Here is a 20,090-nt window from a genome sequence, read left to right on the forward strand (position 1 = left end):
CGACAACCGCGAGGTTGTTATTTTTTTCGTTTGGGGAAAGCGAGGGATAGCGATGTTAACCGGCAAGAAGGTTTTGTTAGGCGTGACCGGCGGTATCGCCGCGTTCAAAGCGGCATCCTTGTGCAGCAAGCTGGTGAAGGAAGGCGCGGAGGTTCGCGTCATTATGACCCAATCTGCGACCAAATTTATCACAGAGCTGACGATGCAGGCGTTATCGAAAAATTTCGTATACACCGATACCTTTGACGAAAAACACGCCGATTCCATCGCACATATTAATTTGGCGGATTGGGCTGATCTGGTGCTGGTCGCTCCGGCCACCGCGAACATCATCGGCAAAATGGCAGCAGGGATCGCAGATGAGATGCTCTCGACGACGCTGCTGGCGACCCAGGCGCCAATTATGCTGGCACCGGCGATGAACGTGCACATGTACGAGCACCCGGCGGTTGTCCGGAATATGGCAGAGCTGACGGCGCGCGGCGTCATGATGATCGAGCCCGGCGAAGGTCTCCTGGCGTGCGGTTATGTCGGGAAAGGACGGATGGAGGAGCCGGAGTCGATTGTCCGGGTGGTAAAGGATTATTTTGCACGGGAAGCCCGTATCGAGCAGAAACCTTTGGCCGGCAAAAAAGTTGTCGTCACTGCGGGAGGGACCGTGGAACGAATTGACCCGGTTCGCTATATTACCAACGATTCCTCGGGAAAAATGGGCTTCGCCATCGCCAAAGCAGCACAGCGCCTCGGTGCGGAGGTCGTGTTGATCGCCGGGCACACGCAGGTAGAGCCTCCAGTTGGCATTTCGGTTACCCGCGTGCAGTCGGCTCAGGATATGTTCGAGGCGGTACAAGCAGTATGGGCGAATACCGACATCCTTGTTAAAGCGGCCGCCGTTGCAGATTACCGACCGAAGGAAGTAGCCGAACAGAAAATTAAGAAATCTGGGGATTCGCTTGTGCTGGAGCTCGTAAAAAACATCGATATCCTAGAGACCCTAGGCAAGCAAAAAACAACGCAGTTCCTGATCGGCTTTGCCGCGGAAACAGAAAATGTGGAGCAGTATGCCATGGATAAGCTGAAACGCAAGAACTGCGATCTTCTGGTTGCGAACGATGTGACCGCGCAGGGAGCGGGATTTGGTTCCGAAACGAACATCGTGAACATCTACGACGCATCCGGCCTAGTTAGATCCGTGCCGCAGAGACCCAAAGATGAGGTGGCACTGCAGATTATGGAGCTGGCTGCCGAACGGTTGGCGGGAATTGACCAATGACCTACCGTATGGCCAAAGTGATTGTTGATGTGCCGAGCCGGGAAACCGACCGGCCTTTTGACTATTTAATCCCTGAATCGATGGCTGGCTGGATCGAGGTGGGCAGCCGGGTGGGTGTTCCGTTTGGGCGCCGTACGGTTCAGGGCTTTGTCGTGTCCTTACATGAGCAGCCGGAGATGGACCCGGCGCGGATGAAGCCGATTCAGGAGCTGCTTGACATGATGCCGCCGCTGCCGCCGGACCTGGTGGAATTAGCGGAATGGATGAGCCGCAAATATGCCTGCAGTCTCATTGCCGCGCTGCAAGCGATGATTCCGGCGGCGCTGAAGGGCAAGGCGGAGCGGTATATTCGCGTGGCGGATGACGCCGCTGAAGAAGGGGCGTTGACCGGGGCGGTTGGACGGGCAGAAGGCGAAACCAATAACTTCACGTTATCGCAGTTACTCACGCCGGCGGAAGAGGAAATTTTACGTTTCGTCCGAGCTTCCGACACCGTCACGATGAATCAGCTAGGCGCTAAATATCCGGAGGCTGCCGGCCTCATTAAAGATATGTTAGCCCGGGGCGTGCTGACGGAAAGCCAGGCGATCAAGGACAAGGTGCGCAAGAAGACGGTCAAAACCGTTGCTGCCGCAGTCAGCGGCGAGGCGGCGCAGGAGGCGCTCGCGTCGTTTGGCCCGCAGGCGCGTCGGCAAAAGGAAGTATTGCAATACCTGCTGGAGGTGGGGTTGCCGCAGTCGCTTCAAGACGTTCTGCAGGCGCTGCAGGTAACCGCCGGTACTGTGAAGAAGCTGGCGGAGAAGGGATTTGCCGTCATCGAGGATGTCGAGGTGTTCCGCGATCCGTACCAAGGCCGGCGCTTCCAGCGCAGTGAGCCGCTGCCGCGCACGCCGGAGCAGGAGTTGGTCTACCAACGTCTTGCGGAAACGCTGGACGCTCAGCGGCATGAAGTGTTCTTGCTGCACGGTGTGACGGGCAGCGGCAAAACCGAAGTGTACTTGCAGACGATCGAACGCTGCATTGCTTCGGGTCGCCAAGCGATCGTACTCGTGCCGGAAATTTCGCTGACCCCGCAAATGGTCGAACGATTCAAGGGGCGCTTCGGCGCGAAGGTGGCGGTACTGCACAGCCGCTTGTCCACCGGCGAACGGTACGACGAATGGCGTAAAATCCGCGAAGGCCGCGTCGAAGTAGCGATTGGCGCGCGCTCGGCGATCTTCGCCCCGTTCAGCAAGCTTGGGCTGATCGTAATGGACGAAGAGCATGAAACCTCCTATAAGCAGGAGGAAACGCCAAAATACCATGCTCGCGACGTAGCGGTGAGACGGGCCCGCCAGCATGGGGCTGCCGTGATTCTAGGTTCGGCCACGCCGTCGCTGGAAAGCTACCACGCGGCGCGTTCCGGAGGCGGCGAGTACGGGGAGTTCGCCCCGATTCTGCTGGAGATGAAGCAGCGTCCGGCCGGCAGCCGGCTGCCCGGCGTGCAAATCGTCGATATGCGTGAAGAGCTGAAGGAAGGCAATCGCTCGATGTTCAGCCGTGCGCTGCATCAAGGCATCGCCGCCCGGCTGGAGCGCGGGGAGCAAACCGTGCTGCTGCTGAACCGGCGGGGATATTCGACGTTTGTCATGTGCCGGACCTGCGGGTATGTAGCAAGTTGTCCGAATTGCGACATCTCGCTCACGTATCATCAGAAGTCAAACAACCTGCGTTGTCATTATTGCGGTTATGCGGAAGTCGCGCCCTCTGTTTGCCCGGAATGCGGCAGCGAGCATATCCGTTACTTCGGTACCGGAACCCAGCGGGTGGAAGGGGAGCTGGCCAAGCTGTTTCCCGGCATCCGCGTCATTCGCATGGACGTCGACACCACTAGCGAAAAAGGCGCCCATGAGAAGCTGCTGCAGGCGTTCCGCGAGAAAAAGGGCGATGTACTGCTAGGCACGCAGATGGTCGCGAAGGGGCTGGATTTTCCTGATGTGACGCTGGTCGGCGTCATCGCGGCGGATACGGCGCTGAATTTCCCGGATTTCCGGTCGGCGGAGAAGACGTTCCAGCTGCTCACGCAGGTTGCAGGGCGTGCAGGGCGGCACCAACTGCCAGGTGAGGTATTTATCCAGTCTTATATGCCAGAGCATTATTCGATCGTCCATGCCAGCGGCCACGATTATTTATCGTTTGTCCGCGAGGAGCTGAAGACGCGCAAGACGATGCATTATCCGCCGTACAGCCGGTTGATCCTGGTTACGCTGTCGCATGAGAAGCTGCCGCTGCTGCTGCGCATGGCTGAAAATTTTGCCGGCGATCTGCGGGCAAAAGCTCAACGCCAGGGATGGTTCGGCAGCCTGGATCGGTTCGTACCGGCGGCGCTGGACATACTTGGCCCGGTCGCTTCGCCGATCCCGCGAATCAAGAACCGTTACCGAATCCAATGCATGGTGAAATACCGCGGCGATCTTGATGCGGTAGGCCTGGTCCGGGAGACGGCCGCGGCAACGCTGGACCAATGGCGCGATGCAATGCTTCAGATCAGTATCGATGTCGATCCGCAAATGCTGATGTAAGCACGGAAGAAATGATCCATTTTTCATCCGCTAGCATATATTTGGGATAAAATAGGGAAAGAGCAAGAGAAACTATGAAAGTGAAGACGGGAAAGGGAGTGCCATCATGGCGATTCGGATTATTGTGAAGGAACCGGATGAAGTGCTACATCAGGTAGCTAAAGAAGTGAAGAAGATTACGCCGAATATTCAAAAACTGTTGACGGATATGGCGGAGACGATGTACGACGCGGAGGGCGTAGGTCTGGCTGCGCCGCAAATCGGCATCCTCAAGCGGGTGATCGTGGTTGATGTCGGCGATGAGCACGGACTGATTGAGTTGATCAATCCCGAGATCGTGTCCAAGGAAGGTGAGCAATTCGGGCCGGAAGGCTGCCTCAGTATTCCGGGATATCGCGGGGATGTTCGCCGTGCTATGACCGTTACCGTGAAGGGACTGGACCGCAACGGCAACGAAGTGACTTATACGGGCTCCGAGCTGCTAGCGCGCGCGTTCCAGCATGAAATCGACCATCTCAATGGTGTATTGTATACGGACATTGCGGAAAGAGTGTACGAAATTACCCCTGAGGGTGAAGAGAAGGAGTGAACAGCGCCCGATGAATATCGTATTTATGGGGACGCCGGCGTTTGCGGTGCCTTCGCTGGAAGGACTGCTGCGCGAAGGATACAACGTCGTAGGCGTGGTCACGCAGCCGGATCGGCCGCAGGGGCGCAAAAAAGTGCTGACGCCAACGCCGGTCAAGGAAGCCGCTTTGCGTCATGGGCTTTCGGTGCTGCAGCCGACGCGGATGCGTGCGCCGGAGGCGGTGGCGGAGGTCGCCGCTTTGCAGCCCGACTTGATCGTCACTGCAGCGTACGGCCAAATTTTGCCGAAGGGCGTGCTCGACCTGCCGAAGTACGGCTGCCTGAACGTGCACGGCTCGTTGCTGCCGAAATACCGCGGCGGGGCGCCGATCCAGCGGGCGATTATGAACGGCGAGAAAGAAACGGGCATCACCTTGATGTACATGGCCGAGGGGCTTGACACCGGCGATATGATCGCCAAGACGGTGGTGCCGATCGACGATGAGGATACGTCGGGGACGTTGTTCGAGAAGCTGAGTGAAGCCGGGGCACGGCTGCTGCTGGAGCAGCTGCCGTTGATCCTTGACGGCAAGGCAGACCGGATTCCGCAGAACGATGCGGAAGCGACCTATGCACCAAATTTGACGCGGGAGGATGAGCGCATCGATTGGAGCGCAACCTCGCGGCAAATTTATGATCGCGTGCGGGGACTGGTGCCTTTTGCCGGCGGGTTTACGACCTGGAACGGCGAGGTCTTTAAGGTTTGGGCGGTGGCCAAACCTGCGGAGACAGTAGCCTCTGCGAACGGTAAGGCATCTGAACCAGTGCCCGGGACGGTGCTGGAGCTATCGGCGCAGGGCATCAAAGTGAAAACCGGGGACGGCGCGGTATGGTTGACCCGGGTGCAGCCCGCTGGTAAGAAGGCGATGGAGGCCGGCGATTTCATTCGCGGCGGCGTAATGCAAGTTGGGACGGTCTTGTCATGAGCGGCACCGAAAAGCGGCCGGGTTCAGGCTCGGGCGGTGTCAAAGGACCTGGAATCAGCGCGAAAACAGCTGGACAAGCCAGCCGCAGCGGGGGAGTAAATAAGCCGTCTGGCACGCCTTCATCCCGCGGGGGCGGTCGAAATCAGACGGCTGCATCGGCCCGCAGCGTAGCGCTGCAAGTGCTGACCGCCGTTGAGCAGGAAGGAGCCTACAGCAATTTACTGCTGAATGGAGCGCTGCAAAGGTCCGGATTAACCGGGCCGGACGCAGGCCTGGCTACCGAGCTCGTCTACGGCACCATACAGCGGTTGAACACGATCGATTATTTTCTCGAGCAGTTTGTGACGAAGGGGCTGGCGAAATTAGCGCCTTGGGTGCGTAATCTGCTTCGACTTAGCTTCTATCAGCTGCAATATCTGGACCGGATCCCTCCGCATGCCGCTGTGAACGAAGCGGTGAACCTGGCGAAACGCAAGGGGCATCAGGGGATATCCGGCATGGTGAACGGCGTGCTTCGCAACGTGCTGCGCCGCAAAGCGGAGTTGCATTTACCGGAGGGACTGGCCCCTGTGCAGCGCATTGCCCTGGAGCATTCGCACCCGGAATGGATGGTGGCGCTCTGGATCCGGCAATACGGCGAATCTGCCGCAGAGGCGATCTGCCGTGCCAACAATGAGCCGCCTTCGGTCAGCGTTCGAGTTAATCGCACGAGAGCGAGTCGGGACGAGGTGTTGCGCCTCATGGAGGAGCAAGGGTTGCGAGCCTCGGCCTCGCCGATCTCCCCGGACGGCATCGTCGTTCACAGCGGCGGCAATATGGCGCTGACCTCCTGCTACCGGGAAGGCTTGATTTCCGTACAAGACGAAAGCTCTATGCTGGTTGCCGAAGCGTTGGATCCCCAGCCAGGGATGAATGTACTGGACTGCTGCGCTGCGCCCGGCGGCAAGACATGCCATATCGCTGAGATCATGGAAGGCCGCGGCCGGGTGCTGGCGAACGACATCCATCCGCACAAGGCGAAGCTGATCGAGGAGCATGCCAAGCGGCTGGGGCTGGACAACGTCGATACGTTGTCAGGCGACGCACTGCAGCTCGCGGAGCGGCTGGAGGCCGCTTCCTTCGACCGGATTTTGCTGGACGCTCCTTGTTCCGGACTTGGCGTGATTCGCCGCAAGCCGGACTTGAAGTGGGCGAAGACGCCGGAGGACATCACGGAGATCACCGGCATCCAGAAGGCATTGCTTGATTCGGTGAGCAGACTGCTCAAGCCGGGCGGCTTGCTCGTCTACAGCACTTGCACGATTGAGCCGCGAGAAAATGCCGAGATGGTCGCCTCCTTCCTGAGCCGCCATCCGGAATTCGAGCTGGCGGATGAGCTGATCAGCTGGAAGGAACGTGGTGCTTTGGCAGCTGCCGCTGGGCGAGTCGAGGCTGGCCTGCAGATTTTGCCGCAGGACGCTCACTCAGATGGGTTTTATATCGTCCGACTTCGCAGGAAGTTGATAGAGAAGAATTGACATGCCAAGGTCAAGCAGCCGTTTGAAACGGCGGGCTTGGCCTTTTTGCGCCGCTGCGGCCGGAAGGTCGACTTTAGTCGGAAGCCAATTTATGATAAAATGGGAAGAATGAGTGGGCAACTTTTCAAAATCGAGATGGACAGGTGTGTGAAGATGAAACCTTTTATATATGATTATACGTTGGAAGAATTACAGGAATGGGCCGTATCGCAGGGAGAACCCGCGTTTCGCGGAGGGCAGATCTTCGATTGGCTGTACGTCAAGCGCGTCAGCTCCTTCGATGAGATGACCAACCTGTCCAAGGCGCTTCGGCAGAAGCTAAATGACGAATTTGCGTTCGTTACGCTGCAGGAGATTACGAAGCTGGAATCTAAGGACGGAACGGTGAAGTTCCTGTTCGGGCTGCATGATGATCATGCTATTGAAACGGTCATCATGAAGCATAACTATGGCAACAGCATCTGCGTGACCACCCAGGTCGGCTGTAAGGTCGGCTGTACGTTTTGTGCCTCGACATTAGGGGGGCTGAAGCGGAATCTGACGCCGGGAGAAATCGTCGCCCAGGTCGTGCAGGCGCAAAAGATTCTGGACGCCAAAGGCGAACGCGTCAGCAGCATCGTGATCATGGGGACCGGCGAGCCATTTGAAAACTATGATGCCACGATGAAATTTTTACGGATTATGATCCATGAAAAGGGCTTGAACATCGGACAACGGCATATTACTGTATCAACGAGCGGGATTGTCCCGAACATTTATCGGTTTGCGGACGAGAATACGCAAATTAACTTGGCGATTTCGATCCATGCGCCAAATGATGCGCTCCGCTCGAAGTTGATGCCGGTCAACCGGCGCTTTCCGTTTGACGACGTGATGGAGGCGCTCCGTTATTACATCGCCAAAACCGGCCGCCGCATTACGTTCGAGTACGCGCTGATCGGCGGGGTGAATGACCAGCCGGAGCATGCGGAGGAACTGGCCGACGTGATCAAGGATATGCTTTGCCACGTCAATTTGATTCCAGTCAACTATGTGCCGGAGCGTAAGTATGTGAGAACGTCGCGTAACGATATTTTTAAGTTTCAGCGCGTATTGGCGGATAAAGGCATCAATGTGACCATCCGCCGGGAGCAAGGCCATGATATTGCCGCTGCCTGCGGACAATTGCGGGCGAAGCACATGGAGTCTGGTGCGAGGTGAGCGAATGTGATGAATTGTGTGTTTGTAAGTGATGTGGGACGAGTCCGTTCCGTCAATGAAGATTGTACCTGGGTGGACCAGCTGGAATCCGGATACACGCTGGCGATTGTTGCGGACGGAATGGGCGGCCATCAGGCTGGAGACATTGCCAGCCGCATGGCGGTAGATACCATTACCGAGGATTTGGTATCGCTGCCGGCAGGGTTGTCGGCGGAGGCTTGCGGGGAAGAATTGAAGAAGGCGATTCTTCACGCGAACGAAGCCGTATTCCGCAAAGCGTCAGAGCATGTGGAGTACCATAGCATGGGCACCACAGTTGTTGCGGGGATCTTCGCAGGCCGCGACGGCGTGATCGCCCATATCGGTGACAGCCGGGCCTACCATTTCCGGCAGGGCCAGCTCGTCCAACTGACGGATGACCACTCGCTGGTCAATGAGCTGCTCAAGAACAACCAGATCAGCGCGGAGGAGGCGACGGTGCATCCGCATCGGAATGTCGTAACCCGCGCGCTGGGAACCGATGAGCAAGTTGAGGTCGACTTGAACCGGGTGTCGTTGGAGCCGGGGGATATTTTGCTGCTCTGCAGCGACGGTCTCAGCAACTACGTAACACCGGAACAAATGGCTCTGACGCTAGGATCAGAAGATCTTGGGTTACAGGGCCGGGCCGACCAATTGCTCCAGCTGGCGCTGAACGCAGGAGGCGACGATAACATTAGCGTTGCCCTGCTGGAACAACATGAGGATGCCGGGTCGGGCAAAAAGGAGTGGAATTCATGATCGGACACGAATTGGGCGGTCGTTATCAAATTATCGAGAGGATCGGCGGAGGGGGCATGGCGCTTGTCTACAAAGCGCAGGACCTGCTGCTGAACCGCTACGTGGCCATCAAAGTGCTGCGTCAACAATTTGTGAACGACGAGGAATTTATCCGGCGTTTCCGCCGGGAGGCGCAGTCTGCTGCATCCTTGTCGCACCCGAATATCGTCAGCGTGTATGACGTTGGACAAGAAGATGAGATCCATTACATCGTGATGGAATACGTTGAAGGGCAGAATCTCAACGAAATTATTAAGGAGCGGGCCCCGCTGCAGGTTGAAGAAGCCGTTCGCATTGCGTCGCAAATCGCCGATGCGCTGGACCACGCCCATCATAACCAAATTATTCACCGGGATATCAAACCGCATAACATATTGATTGGACGAAACGGACGCGTCAAAGTGACCGATTTCGGGATTGCCCGTGCCGTCACGTCGGCGACCATTACGCAAACCGGCTCAGTGGTGGGCTCGGTGCATTATTTCTCGCCGGAGCATGCGAAAGGCGTAGCCACTGGGGAGAAATCCGACCTGTACTCGCTGGGGATCGTGTTGTACCAGATGCTGACCGGTCGGTTGCCGTTCCTTGGTGAAAGCCCCATCAGCGTAGCCTTAAAGCATTTGCAGGAGCAATTTGATGAGCCGCGCATGGTGAATCCGATGATTCCGCAAAGCGTGGAGAACATCATTTTGAAATCGATGCGGAAAAATCCGAACGAACGCTACCAGTCTGCCAAAGAGATGCTGCGCGACCTGGAAACCTGCTTGTTGCCGGAACGAAGAATGGAATCGAAATTGGCCTTTATAGATGATCATGACGAAGACAGCACGCGAGTCATTCCGGCGATTCGTCCGCAGTATCAACCTCAAGGTGCGGCGGCAGGGCCGTCCAAACTGTCCCGCGACGGCGGGTCAACGATGGCAGAGGAACGGGAAAATGCTCCTAAGAAAAAGGCTTGGAGCAAGCCGACGCTTTGGGTCAGCCTGACGCTGGTTGTCCTGCTCGCCTTAGCCGGTGTGGCCTGGTATGTGACGAGCTTGGTGACCGTCCCTGAAGTCGCTGTGCCAAACGTGCTTAACTTAGAAGAGCAACAGGCGATCCAAACTTTGGCCGATAAAGGGATTGCCGTCGGGGAGATCACCCGGGAATACAAAGAAGGCGTGGACGAAGGGATCGTCTATGAGCAGAGCAAGCCGGAAGGGACGATGGTCAAGGAAGGTTCGGTCATCGACTTGAAGGTGAGCACGGAGAAACCGCCGGAGAAGATGCCGTCATTAACGGGCAAAACCTATGATGATGCGCTCCAGCAATTGAAGGATCTTGGAGTAGACGAGTCCCGCGTGCAGAAAGTAGAGGAAAACAACGCCGAGATTGAGCCAGGCAATGTCCTCAGCCAATCGCCGGAAGCGGGAGAGGATTTTAACCCAGAGACGGATACGATCGTGCTGAAGGTCAGCAAGGGACCGTCTGAGGTGAAAATGCCAGACCTCGTGAACAAGACACAAGCGGAAGCGGAAAAAGCGATCCGAGACGCAGGGCTGGTGTTGGCAGAGGATGGTATCAAAGAAGAATCGAGCTTCGAGGTCGAGGCGGGCAGAGTAACGAAGCAGTGGCCTTATGCCCCGGACGATCTGGTGGCACCAGGTTCAAAAGTAACCTTGTTTATCAGCACCGGCTATCCGCAGGAAGCGATTAACTATACGTTCCAAGTACCGGCTGCACCTGCACAGGAAGGCCAAATCAGTAAATATACGATCGTGTACGGCGATGCTCGCGGGGAAGGGCGCGAATGGGGTTCGCAAAAGGTAGGCAAACCGCAATACCTGTCGGTTGACCTGGTTCTGGCGCCGAACAAGAACGGTTACGTGACGGTGACGCGTGACGGCGTCTTGCTGGACACTTACCCGATCTCGTATATCGATGCGAAGCAAGGAACCGTACCTGTGCCGCAATTCCCGGACCAAGGCGGCGGTACGGAAGATGAGAACACCATGGATATGAACTCGGGCGATAATCCGCCCGATACCGGCATGATCTTATCCGGTAAGCTGGCTTCGGTCCAGAAGGAACAAGGCATAGCCGAAGGTAAAGGAAAGGCGGGTAAACGAAACGAACATGGTAAGGGCAAAGACAAATAAGTCAGACCGATATGAAAGCGAGGCCGGCATCTATGCCTGAAGGCTTGATTGTGAAGGCATTAAGCGGATACTACTACGTGAAGCCGGCTACGGCGCAGGTTGGGGCAGCGGATGGGTATATCCAGTGTCGCGGACGAGGGATTTTTAAGAAGAAAGGTATTACGCCCTTGGTGGGTGACAGAGTGATCTATTCCCCTACCGAGAATGGGGAAGGGACCGTGGATGAAATCCTGCCAAGGGAAACCGAGCTGATCCGTCCGCCGATCGCCAACGCCAAGCTGGCGGTGCTGCTGTTCTCCCTGCGGGAGCCGGATCTCAATCTGCAGCTGCTGGACAAGTTTCTGGTGCATATCGAGCACGCGGGTTTGCAAGCCCTGATCTGCCTTACCAAGGAGGATTTGCTGGAGGAGGATGGAGCGGAAGAAACTCCAGAAATTATTCGCCAGGTCAAAGCCATGTATGAATCCATCGGCTATGAGGTTATTGTCACCAGCTCCGTGACCGGAATGGGAACCGAGGAAGTCAAATCCCGTTTGGCTGGGGAGATCAGCGTCTTCTCGGGCCAATCGGGGGTCGGAAAATCCTCGCTGCTTAACGCGATGCTCGGGTTATCGCTGGAGACAAGTGAAATTAGCCTCAAGCTGGGCCGGGGACGTCATACGACGCGGCATGTCGAGCTGATTGAGCTGGAGAACGGCGGTTACGTGGCGGATACCCCCGGCTTTAGCCAGCTGGATTTTCTCGAGTTAGGGATCGAGGAGTTATCCAGCTGCTTTCGGGAATTTACCGATTACGCGGAGGGCTGTAAATTCCGCGGCTGCAGCCATTTGCATGAGCCCGGCTGCAAGGTCAGAGAGGCTGCGGACCAAGGAGAAATCGCCGCCAGCCGTTATGAACATTACGTACAGTTCTATGAAGAGATGAAGGACAAGAAGCGGAGGTATTGACGTCATGAGCAACAACATCTATATCGCGCCGTCGATTTTGTCGGCGAATTTCGCCAAGCTGGGTGAGGAGGTCGCTGACGTAGAGCGGGGAGGCGCTGACTGGCTGCATGTGGACGTAATGGACGGTCATTTCGTCCCGAACCTGACGTTTGGTCCGCTGGTGCTGCAAGCGATCGCTCCGCAAACCAAGCTGCCGCTGGACGTCCATCTGATGATTGAGAAGCCCGAGGAGTATATCCCGGCCTTTGCCAAAGCAGGTGCGCATCTGATCACCGTACATGCGGAAGCTTGCGTCCATCTGCATCGAGTGCTGCACCTCATTAAGGAGCAAGGGGTGAAGGCAGGAGTAGCAATTAATCCAGCCACTCCGGCTTCAGCTGTTCGCGAGGTGCTGGAAGACGTTGATCTCGTGCTGGTTATGACGGTAAATCCCGGCTTTGGCGGACAGGCGTTTATTCCGGGTACGCTGCGCAAGATTCGGCAGCTGAAGGCCTGGAAGGATGAGCTGGGCTTAACAGACTTGCGGATTGAAGTGGACGGCGGGATTGCTGCGGCGACGGCGCCGCTGGTTGTCGAGGCGGGAGCGGATGTGCTGGTCGCCGGCAATGCGGTGTTTGGCCAAGCTGACCGACGTGCGGCGATGGCAGAAATCCGCGAGAGCCTGATCGGATTGGCATAGGCGCCTTAAGATGCGCATACATTGGTTACATGAGCGAAGGTTCTCATGTAGCCTTTTTTTTGTGGCGGGAATACACGGGTAAATGACATCAAACATAGAATATGGGTGAAGGCATGAGCACGATGGGGAGGGTGAACGATGAAATTTTACACATTCAAGCTGCCTAAGTTTTTGGGAGGATTCGTTAAGGCGGTACTGAACACGTTTCACAAGAACTAACGGGCGGGGCCTGAATACCCGCCCCGAGCAGCGGAAGGCGCGCCTGGCGGTTCCCGCCAACAAGGATTGCTTGGGCGCTGACTTCAAGGGAAAATGCGCAGTAAAAAAGCACCTCCATAGGAAAAGGTGCTTTTTGTCTATAATTCGTCCCGTCTGTTACACGCGGGTCACTTTACCGGATTTCAAAGCCCGAGTACTAACGTATACGCGTTTCGGTTTGCCGTCTACCAAGATCCGGACCTTCTGCACGTTTACGCCCCAAGAGCGCCGATTGCGATTGTTTGCGTGAGATACATGGTTACCGCTGCCTGGCTTCTTGCCAGTCACATAACATTTGCGAGCCATTCATTACACCTCCTGTTCCAAATACACCTGTCTTGAAAATAACACTAACACTTCAATATCACGGTTATTGACAATACTTAAATATAATATCACAGTAAAAAAAGCTCCGTCAACAGCTATTGACGTTCGACTCTTTTATTTATTTCTCTCTGCTCTTATAGTACAATATAGTTTAGTCCATAATAATTTCTATGGAAGGAGTGAGATAGGCGTGGCTGTAAATCTTACGACCGAATATGGACGAATCGATATTTCGGAGGAAGCCATTAAGGTGATCGCCGGATCGGCCGCCATGGAGTGTTATGGACTGGTTGGAATGGCAAGCCGAAAGCAGTTCAAGGACGGCATTGCCGAATTGCTGGGGCGCGAGAATTTGGCCCGGGGTGTGGAAGTGAACCTGGATAATCATCGATTAGCTATTTATCTTTATATTATAGTCAGTTATGGCACGAAAATTTCCGAGGTCGCACACAACATACAGCTCAAAGTGAAATACGTATTAAATGAAATCGTTGGACTCGAAGTGGATCAGGTGAATATCGTAGTCCAAGGTGTACGCGTATCAAGCTAGGAAGGGGAATTTTCATTGAGTAAGCGTTCTTTAACTGGAACAGATTTCACCGCTATGGTATTGGCAGGCGCGAAGCGGCTGACAGAGCATGCTGAGCACGTCAATTCCTTGAACGTATTCCCGGTACCCGATGGGGATACTGGAACGAATATGAATTTGACGATGACCGCCGGCGTAACGGAATTGAAAGATCACGGAACCGGAGGTTTGGGCAGCAGAGCAGCCACTTTATCCAAGGGCCTGTTGATGGGCGCACGCGGGAATTCCGGCGTGATTTTGTCCCAACTGTTCCGTGGCTTTAGCCGTTCTGCTGCATCATTGGAAGAGATGAATGCAGCCCAATTTGCCGCTGCGCTGCAAAGCGGGGTAGATACCGCTTATAAAGCGGTCGTCAAACCGGTGGAGGGCACGATTCTGACGGTAGCCAAGGAAGCAGCTAAGCATGCCGTCTATTATTCGCGCAGAACAACGGATATCACGGAATTGATGAGCGAGGTGCTGGCCAAAGCGAAGGAAGCGCTCGCGAATACGCCGGAGCTGTTGCCGGTATTGAAACAGGTTGGCGTCGTGGATTCGGGCGGTCAAGGACTTGTTTATATTTATGAAGGATTTTTACAATGGCTGCAAGGCGGCGCCAGCAGTGAAGCCGCTGCGACAGTGGGACAAGCCCCCGCACCCGTTGCCAAACCAGAGCTGCGTGCTCCAGCGGCCGCACCGGTGCATGCTCCAACTTCGGCACAAGCTAAGCTCGAAACAGAGGATATCGAATACCTCTATGACATGGAATTTTTCATTAATCGAAAAATCGGTGAAATCAAGGATGCTGTTTTTGACGAGGATCAGTTCCGGAAAGCGCTTTCGGTCAATGGGGATTCGATTATCGTGATCGCGGACGACGAGATTATCAAAGTCCATGTCCATTCGAAAACGCCGGGCGACGTGCTGAATCTGGCACTGCGTTACGGTGAAATTACACAAATTCATATTTTGAACATGCGTGAGCAGCACCGGGATCTGTTGATCGCGGGGATGGATGCCGCGCCGCCGATGCCGGAGCTGTTCGCCGAGATTCCAGCAGAACCGGCTCAACCGGTGGATCCAGCAGGGATTCCTGCGGATGAGCTGGCGCCTTATGGCTTTATCGCCGTTGCTTCTGGAGACGGGATTTCGGAAATTTTCAAGAGCTTAGGCGTGGATGTCGTCCTGTCCGGCGGGCAGACGATGAACCCAAGCACGGAAGATTTCGTGAAGGCGATCCGGTCGATTTCGGCTCAGCACGTGTTCGTTCTGCCGAATAACTCGAATATTATTCTGGCTGCACAGCAGGCGCGTGATTTGCTTGAAGGGGAGCGCAATGTGACAGTCATCCCAAGCAAGAGCATTCCTCAGGGGATTGCCGCAGCGTTTGCTTTCCAAGAAGAAGAAAGCGTGGAAGTCAACACGGATAACATGCAGAACGCCGTGCAACACGTGAAGACGGGTCAAGTGACGTATGCGGTCCGTGACACGATGTTTGATGATTTGGAAATTACCGCAGGTCATTATATCGGTATTGCCGATTCTAAAATTGTGGCCACTGAAGAGGGCTTGCTGGAAACGAGTCAGGGTTTATTAGCCAAGATGCTCGCTGGCGGCGATGAAATCGTTACGGTACTCGCCGGTGAAGAAGCTGACGAAGAGATGACGAATGCGCTGGTGGCCTGGATTCATCAGGAATATCCCGACGTCGAGGTAGAGGTCCATAACGGCGGGCAACCGATTTATTATTATCTGTTTTCGGTAGAGTCCTAATCCCCATGAGAGGATGAAGATACCTATGAATCAGGCTGTCATTATTGCCGACAGTACGGCGGATATCCCGCAGGCGACTGTCTCGGAATACGGCATCCACATCGTACCGATGCGGCTGGCCTTCGGAGACCAATCTTATCTTGAAGGCATCGACATCACCGCGGAAGAGTTCTACGATAAGTTGATCAAATCGAAGGAACTGCCTACCACTTCGCAGACCTCGCCGTCTCAGTATGTGGAGGTATACCGCAACTTGCTTGCCGCCTATCCCGGTTCACCGATCATTTCGATCCATATCTCTTCCGGGATGAGCGGAACTTATCAATCCGCAGTGCTGGCGAAGGAGATGCTGGAAGAAGAGCTGGGGCATCCGGTCGATGTCACGGTCATTGACTCGCTGTGTGCGACGTACGGCTTTGGCCTTCAGGTTGTGCATGCCGCGCGGATGGCGAAGCAAGGGGCTTCGGTCGAGGAGATTCGAGCCGAGGTTGAGCGGCTAGGGAAGGCGCGTCGGTTATATTTTCTCGTCGATACGCTGGAATACTTGCAAAAAGGCGGACGGATCGGTAAAGCCGCAGCCATTCTGGGCAACCTGCTGAACATTAAGCCGATCTTGTCGGTGGACCAGGAGGGCGTGATTTACGCTGTCGATAAAGTCCGAGGCCGCAAGAAGGCTATGGCCCGCGTCATCGAGTTGTTTGTGAATGATTTTGCCGGGGTGAAGGACATTAACGTGGCCGTTTGCGATTGCGTGAATCCGGAAGGCTCCGAGGAGATCCTGGCTCTGCTGCGGCAGCACTTTACGCTGCATGAGGTTGTCCGCAACAGCATCGGTGCCGTGGTTGGAACGCACGTAGGTCCGGGGACCGTGGCGACGTTTATTTGGCCGGCGAAGTGATGGGGCTAGGGGCGAAACTGGTGATGTCCGGATGAAGCAAGTCGTTGTGCCTGGACAGCAAATCTAACGGACTGTAAAGACCTTATTTGCTTATTTCCCGGATATTTCCTGCGTTAACGGACTCCGGAGACCTTATTTGGCATATACGAACGGTATCTGGTTGGTTTTGATCCAAATAAGGGCTGCTCGGTCCGTTAGAAACGGAAGTTATCGAGAACTGGTGGATTAACGCCTCTGGTGTCCGTTAGACTGCCCACCGGGCTTGCGCCCGCGCTTCATGATCCGAAGATGCGTTTTTGAACTACCTCTATAAAGTGAGGGGATGAAGTTGGATTTACATCACATCCCCGTAAAGCAAGTCAGCGGCGTGAGCGCTCTTAAACAAGAAGAGCTTCACGCCTTTGGCATCTTTACGGTGAATGATTTGATTGAATATTATCCGTTCCGGTATGAGGATTACCGGCTGCGCTCCTTGACGGAAGTGAAGGACGGAGACAAGGTGACGGTACAGGCGAAAATCATGGGGCTTCCGGTCCTGCAACGGTACGGGCGCAAATCCCGCCTCACCTGCAAAATGATCGCCGATGACTGGATGTTCACGGCGACATGGTTTAACCGTCATTTCCTCAAGGATCAGCTGACGACGGGACGAGAGATTATCCTGACCGGCAAATGGGACATGCGTCGCAGCCAGCTGACGGTGTCCGAGTCGGAGTTCCCCGACCGCGGGACGCTCCGCAGCGGCAGTTTGCAGCCGGTCTATTCGGTCGGCGGTAAAATTACGCAGCAGTGGATGCGGAAGACGATTGGACAAGCTCTGCAGCAATATGGGGAAATGATCCCGGAGATTCTGCCGCTCGAACTGCTTCGCAAATATGGGCTGATGCCCCGCAAGACGGCGATTTTGCGGCTGCACCAGCCGCAGGACAGTGAGGAGGGGCAGCAAGCGCGGCGCCGTATGGTGTACGAGGAGCTGTTCCTGTTCCAGCTCAAGCTGCAGGCGTATCGGGCGATGAACCACGAGCGGATGGACGGGGTTGCGCATGTGGTGGATAACGCCACGATTCGGGAATTCGTGCGCAGCTTGCCGTTTGAGCTGACCGATGCTCAGAAGAAGGTGGAGCTGGAAATTCTAAAGGATATGCGCTCGCCTTATTGCATGAACCGATTGCTGCAAGGCGACGTCGGTTCCGGCAAGACGGTCATCGCCGCCATCGCGTTGTATGCGGCGGTGAAGTCGGGGCACCAGGGTGCTTTTATGGTGCCGACGGAAATTTTGGCCGAGCAGCATATGCGCTCCCTGTCCCGGCTGTTTGAGCCGTTTGGTATCACGGTCGGCCTGTTGACCGGCAGTGTGACGGGACGCAAACGCAAGGATTTGCTCGGCTCGCTACAAATGGGGCTCACCGACATCGTGGTGGGGACGCATGCGTTAATCCAAGAGGACGTGTTCTTTCGGTCGCTGAGCTTGGTCATCACCGATGAGCAGCACCGGTTTGGCGTGAATCAGCGCAGCATTTTGCGGCGCAAAGGCTTTAACCCGGACGTGCTGACGATGACGGCCACGCCAATTCCGCGTACGCTGGCGATTACCGCCTTTGGCGATATGGACGTATCCACCTTGTCGGAGCGTCCGAAGGGACGCAAGCCGATCACGACCTATTGGGTGAAGCACAGCATGATGGACCGCGTGCTTGGCTTTATTGAGCGGGAGGTATCGCAAGGCCGTCAAGCCTACGTCATCTGCCCGCTGATCGAAGAGTCGGACAAGCTGGATGTGCAGAACGCTATTGACTTGTACGTGTCGATGCAGCAGGCGTTCCCGAACATGAAGGTCGGGCTGCTGCACGGGCGGATGACCGCGGCGGAGAAGGACGAAGTGATGCGCGCGTTCTACGAGAACGAGGTGCAGCTGCTCGTCTCGACGACCGTCGTAGAGGTCGGCGTCGATGTGCCCAACGCCACGCTGATGATCGTGATGGATGCCGACCGCTTCGGCTTGTCCCAGCTCCACCAGCTGCGCGGGCGCGTTGGCCGGGGGGAGCACGCGTCGTATTGCGTGCTTATCGCCGATCCGAAGTCGGAGGTGGGTCAGGAGCGGATGAAGGTCATGACCGATACGGACGACGGCTTCGAGGTGGCTCGGCGGGACCTGGAGCTGCGGGGTCCCGGGGATTTCTTCGGCACGAAGCAAAGCGGCGTGCCGGATTTTCGTGTCGCGGACATGGTCAGCGACTACGCGGTGCTGGAGGCGGCGCGGGACGACGCCGCCCGGCTGGTTGCGGGCGAAGCGTTCTGGACTTCGCCCGAGTACGGACCGCTGCGGGATTATCTGCGGCGGGAGCAGGTTTTTCAAGGTGAGCTGATCGATTAAATTTCATACGAAAAAGCAAGTATCCAACCGTTCGCGGGATCCGCGGACGGTTATTTTTTACCCGAAAATCCATCCTAAAGTTGACAGGTTGCGTCTAGCGTTGCTCTTTTTACTGGAATATCTGGGATGTCAGGCCTGAAGCGGATACGTTCTAACCTCTTCAACTAGCAAGAAGTGACATGGTTTGACATATTATTTCAACCAAAAAGTTATATATTGAAATAAAATATCAAATGAATTATAATCATGTCGAAAACACTTACAACTAGGGTTGTTGCAAACAAAGGAGTGTATCTGAAATGCTGGAAAATTTGACAACTGAGGCGAGAAACGAGCGAACGATGCGTTTGGATGAAATGGATGTAACTGAGCTGCTTACGGTGATGAACGAGGAGGACGCGAAAGTTGCTGGAGCGGTGAAAAAGGAAATCCCCAAAATCGCCCAAGCCGTGACTGCCATTACGGAATCGCTAAAAAAGGGCGGTCGACTGATTTATATGGGAGCCGGCACGAGCGGACGGATCGGCTTGCTGGATGCGGTGGAGTGTCCGCCGACATTTGGGACTTCCCCGGACCAGGTGGTTGGTCTGATCGCAGGCGGAAGCAACGCTTTTATCAAGGCCGTTGAGGGAGCAGAGGATCGGGCCGAGCTGGGGCGCATCGATCTGCAAAACCTCGAGCTTACCGCCAAGGATGCAGTCGTTGGAATCGCTGCCAGCGGTCGTACACCTTATGTCATCGGGGGATTGGAATACGCGAAGCAAATGGGTGCCAAAACGATTAGTATCAGTTGTAACAAGAATGCGGTGATTAGCACCATTTCCGATATCGCAATCGAGATCGAGAACGGTCCCGAGGTGCTGACCGGGTCGACACGGCTGAAGGCAGGAACCTCGCAGAAGCTGGTCTGCAATATGCTGTCTACCGCGTCGATGATCGGCTTAGGTAAGGTTTACGGCAATTTGATGGTTGATGTTCAGCCCACCAATGAGAAACTGGCCGATCGCGCGAAGCGGATCGTGATGGAGGCAACCGGCTGCGATGCATCAACTGCGGAGAACACCTTGCGCCTTACCGAAGGTAAACCGAAACCGGCGATTCTGATGATTTTGACGGGATATTCGTATGAGGTCGCTTTGGAGAAATTAGAGGAGAACCAAGGGTTTATCGGTAAAGCTGCGAAGTCTGCGACTGCAATACGTTAA

17 protein-coding genes are annotated in these 20,090 nt (G+C 55.5%); 16 read left to right on the forward strand and 1 reads right to left on the reverse strand.

The window, feature by feature from the left end:
* The first annotated feature begins 52 nt into the window (after nt 1-52).
* The 11 genes from coaBC to spoVM all read left to right on the forward strand — a co-directional run bounded on the left by coaBC (nt 53) and on the right by spoVM (nt 12,906).
* Nucleotides 53-1,273, forward strand: a complete 1,221-nt coding sequence (gene coaBC, locus C812_RS05140; protein ID WP_016311616.1) for a bifunctional phosphopantothenoylcysteine decarboxylase/phosphopantothenate--cysteine ligase CoaBC — start codon at nt 53-55, stop codon at nt 1,271-1,273.
* Nucleotides 1,270-3,834 carry a primosomal protein N' gene (gene priA, locus C812_RS05145; RefSeq protein WP_016311617.1) on the forward strand — a complete coding sequence of 855 codons (2,565 nt, stop codon included), beginning with the start codon at nt 1,270-1,272 and terminating at the stop codon, nt 3,832-3,834. The genes coaBC and priA overlap by 4 nt, the downstream gene beginning before the upstream one ends.
* A 106-nt stretch (nt 3,835-3,940) precedes the next feature.
* Nucleotides 3,941-4,423, forward strand: a complete 483-nt coding sequence (gene def / locus C812_RS05150; RefSeq protein WP_016311618.1) for a peptide deformylase — start codon at nt 3,941-3,943, stop codon at nt 4,421-4,423.
* A 10-nt stretch (nt 4,424-4,433) separates the two neighbouring features.
* Entirely contained in the window at nt 4,434-5,387 is a 954-nt protein-coding gene (gene fmt / locus C812_RS05155; protein WP_016311619.1) for a methionyl-tRNA formyltransferase, read from the forward strand.
* Nucleotides 5,384-6,904, forward strand: a complete 1,521-nt coding sequence (gene rsmB, locus C812_RS05160; RefSeq protein ID WP_016311620.1) for a 16S rRNA (cytosine(967)-C(5))-methyltransferase RsmB — start codon at nt 5,384-5,386, stop codon at nt 6,902-6,904. The genes fmt and rsmB overlap by 4 nt, the downstream gene beginning before the upstream one ends.
* 153 nt (nt 6,905-7,057) lie before the next feature.
* Complete coding sequence (gene rlmN / locus C812_RS05165) at nt 7,058-8,104, forward strand: dual-specificity RNA methyltransferase RlmN (protein WP_016311621.1); 1,047 nt, start codon at nt 7,058-7,060, stop codon at nt 8,102-8,104.
* A 6-nt stretch (nt 8,105-8,110) separates the two neighbouring features.
* A complete protein-coding gene (locus tag C812_RS05170; protein ID WP_016311622.1) occupies nt 8,111-8,884 on the forward strand; it encodes a Stp1/IreP family PP2C-type Ser/Thr phosphatase in 774 nt (257 codons plus the stop codon).
* Nucleotides 8,881-11,061, forward strand: a complete 2,181-nt coding sequence (pknB, locus tag C812_RS05175) for a Stk1 family PASTA domain-containing Ser/Thr kinase (protein ID WP_016311623.1) — start codon at nt 8,881-8,883, stop codon at nt 11,059-11,061. The genes C812_RS05170 and pknB overlap by 4 nt, the downstream gene beginning before the upstream one ends.
* A 32-nt stretch (nt 11,062-11,093) precedes the next feature.
* The gene (gene rsgA, locus C812_RS05180; protein WP_016311624.1) at nt 11,094-12,008 is read left to right on the forward strand and encodes a ribosome small subunit-dependent GTPase A; all 915 of its coding nucleotides are present in this window, start codon (nt 11,094-11,096) and stop codon (nt 12,006-12,008) included.
* A 4-nt stretch (nt 12,009-12,012) separates the two neighbouring features.
* Nucleotides 12,013-12,687, forward strand: coding sequence for a ribulose-phosphate 3-epimerase (rpe, locus tag C812_RS05185; protein WP_016311625.1), 675 nt, complete (start codon nt 12,013-12,015; stop codon nt 12,685-12,687).
* Between the two features lie 138 nt (nt 12,688-12,825).
* On the forward strand, nt 12,826-12,906 hold the full coding sequence (gene spoVM, locus C812_RS05190; protein WP_036621610.1) for a stage V sporulation protein SpoVM: 81 nt from the start codon (nt 12,826-12,828) through the stop codon (nt 12,904-12,906).
* Nucleotides 12,907-13,062: 156 nt separating this feature from the next.
* Here spoVM and rpmB read toward each other — a convergent pair whose 3' ends face one another.
* Nucleotides 13,063-13,251 carry a 50S ribosomal protein L28 gene (gene rpmB, locus C812_RS05195; protein WP_009225259.1) on the reverse strand — a complete coding sequence of 63 codons (189 nt, stop codon included), beginning with the start codon at nt 13,249-13,251 and terminating at the stop codon, nt 13,063-13,065.
* Nucleotides 13,252-13,462: 211 nt separating this feature from the next.
* Here rpmB and C812_RS05200 point away from each other — a divergent pair, with 211 nt between their 5' ends.
* The 5 genes from C812_RS05200 to murQ all read left to right on the forward strand — a co-directional run bounded on the left by C812_RS05200 (nt 13,463) and on the right by murQ (nt 20,090).
* Nucleotides 13,463-13,822 carry an Asp23/Gls24 family envelope stress response protein gene (locus tag C812_RS05200; protein WP_016311626.1) on the forward strand — a complete coding sequence of 120 codons (360 nt, stop codon included), beginning with the start codon at nt 13,463-13,465 and terminating at the stop codon, nt 13,820-13,822.
* A gap of 15 nt (nt 13,823-13,837) precedes the next feature.
* Nucleotides 13,838-15,613, forward strand: a complete 1,776-nt coding sequence (locus C812_RS05205; protein WP_036624351.1) for a DAK2 domain-containing protein — start codon at nt 13,838-13,840, stop codon at nt 15,611-15,613.
* Between the two features lie 25 nt (nt 15,614-15,638).
* The gene (locus tag C812_RS05210) at nt 15,639-16,511 is read left to right on the forward strand and encodes a DegV family protein (RefSeq protein WP_009225262.1); all 873 of its coding nucleotides are present in this window, start codon (nt 15,639-15,641) and stop codon (nt 16,509-16,511) included.
* A 322-nt stretch (nt 16,512-16,833) separates the two neighbouring features.
* Nucleotides 16,834-18,885: an ATP-dependent DNA helicase RecG gene (gene recG, locus C812_RS05215; protein WP_036624353.1), complete on the forward strand. Its 2,052-nt coding sequence runs from the start codon at nt 16,834-16,836 to the stop codon at nt 18,883-18,885.
* A gap of 299 nt (nt 18,886-19,184) precedes the next feature.
* Nucleotides 19,185-20,090, forward strand: a complete 906-nt coding sequence (gene murQ, locus C812_RS05220; protein ID WP_016311629.1) for an N-acetylmuramic acid 6-phosphate etherase — start codon at nt 19,185-19,187, stop codon at nt 20,088-20,090.

It is taken from the genome of Paenibacillus barengoltzii G22, assembly GCF_000403375.2.
Lineage (GTDB): Bacteria > Bacillota > Bacilli > Paenibacillales > Paenibacillaceae > Fontibacillus > Fontibacillus barengoltzii.

Excerpts from the sequence above, each read along its gene's own strand:
- def (WP_016311618.1), top strand. The coding sequence starts at position 3,941 with ATGGCGATTCGGATTATTGTGAAGGAACCGGATGAAGTGCTACATCAG.
- rsgA (WP_016311624.1), top strand. The coding sequence starts at position 11,094 with ATGCCTGAAGGCTTGATTGTGAAGGCATTAAGCGGATACTACTACGTG.
- spoVM (WP_036621610.1), top strand. The coding sequence starts at position 12,826 with ATGAAATTTTACACATTCAAGCTGCCTAAGTTTTTGGGAGGATTCGTT.
- murQ (WP_016311629.1), top strand. The coding sequence starts at position 19,185 with ATGCTGGAAAATTTGACAACTGAGGCGAGAAACGAGCGAACGATGCGT.
- C812_RS05210 (WP_009225262.1), top strand. The coding sequence starts at position 15,639 with ATGAATCAGGCTGTCATTATTGCCGACAGTACGGCGGATATCCCGCAG.
- pknB (WP_016311623.1), top strand. The coding sequence starts at position 8,881 with ATGATCGGACACGAATTGGGCGGTCGTTATCAAATTATCGAGAGGATC.
- fmt (WP_016311619.1), top strand. The coding sequence starts at position 4,434 with ATGAATATCGTATTTATGGGGACGCCGGCGTTTGCGGTGCCTTCGCTG.
- priA (WP_016311617.1), top strand. The coding sequence starts at position 1,270 with ATGACCTACCGTATGGCCAAAGTGATTGTTGATGTGCCGAGCCGGGAA.
- coaBC (WP_016311616.1), top strand. The coding sequence starts at position 53 with ATGTTAACCGGCAAGAAGGTTTTGTTAGGCGTGACCGGCGGTATCGCC.
- rpmB (WP_009225259.1), bottom strand. The coding sequence starts at position 13,251 with ATGGCTCGCAAATGTTATGTGACTGGCAAGAAGCCAGGCAGCGGTAAC.
- recG (WP_036624353.1), top strand. The coding sequence starts at position 16,834 with ATGAAGTTGGATTTACATCACATCCCCGTAAAGCAAGTCAGCGGCGTG.
- rlmN (WP_016311621.1), top strand. The coding sequence starts at position 7,058 with ATGAAACCTTTTATATATGATTATACGTTGGAAGAATTACAGGAATGG.
- rpe (WP_016311625.1), top strand. The coding sequence starts at position 12,013 with ATGAGCAACAACATCTATATCGCGCCGTCGATTTTGTCGGCGAATTTC.
- rsmB (WP_016311620.1), top strand. The coding sequence starts at position 5,384 with ATGAGCGGCACCGAAAAGCGGCCGGGTTCAGGCTCGGGCGGTGTCAAA.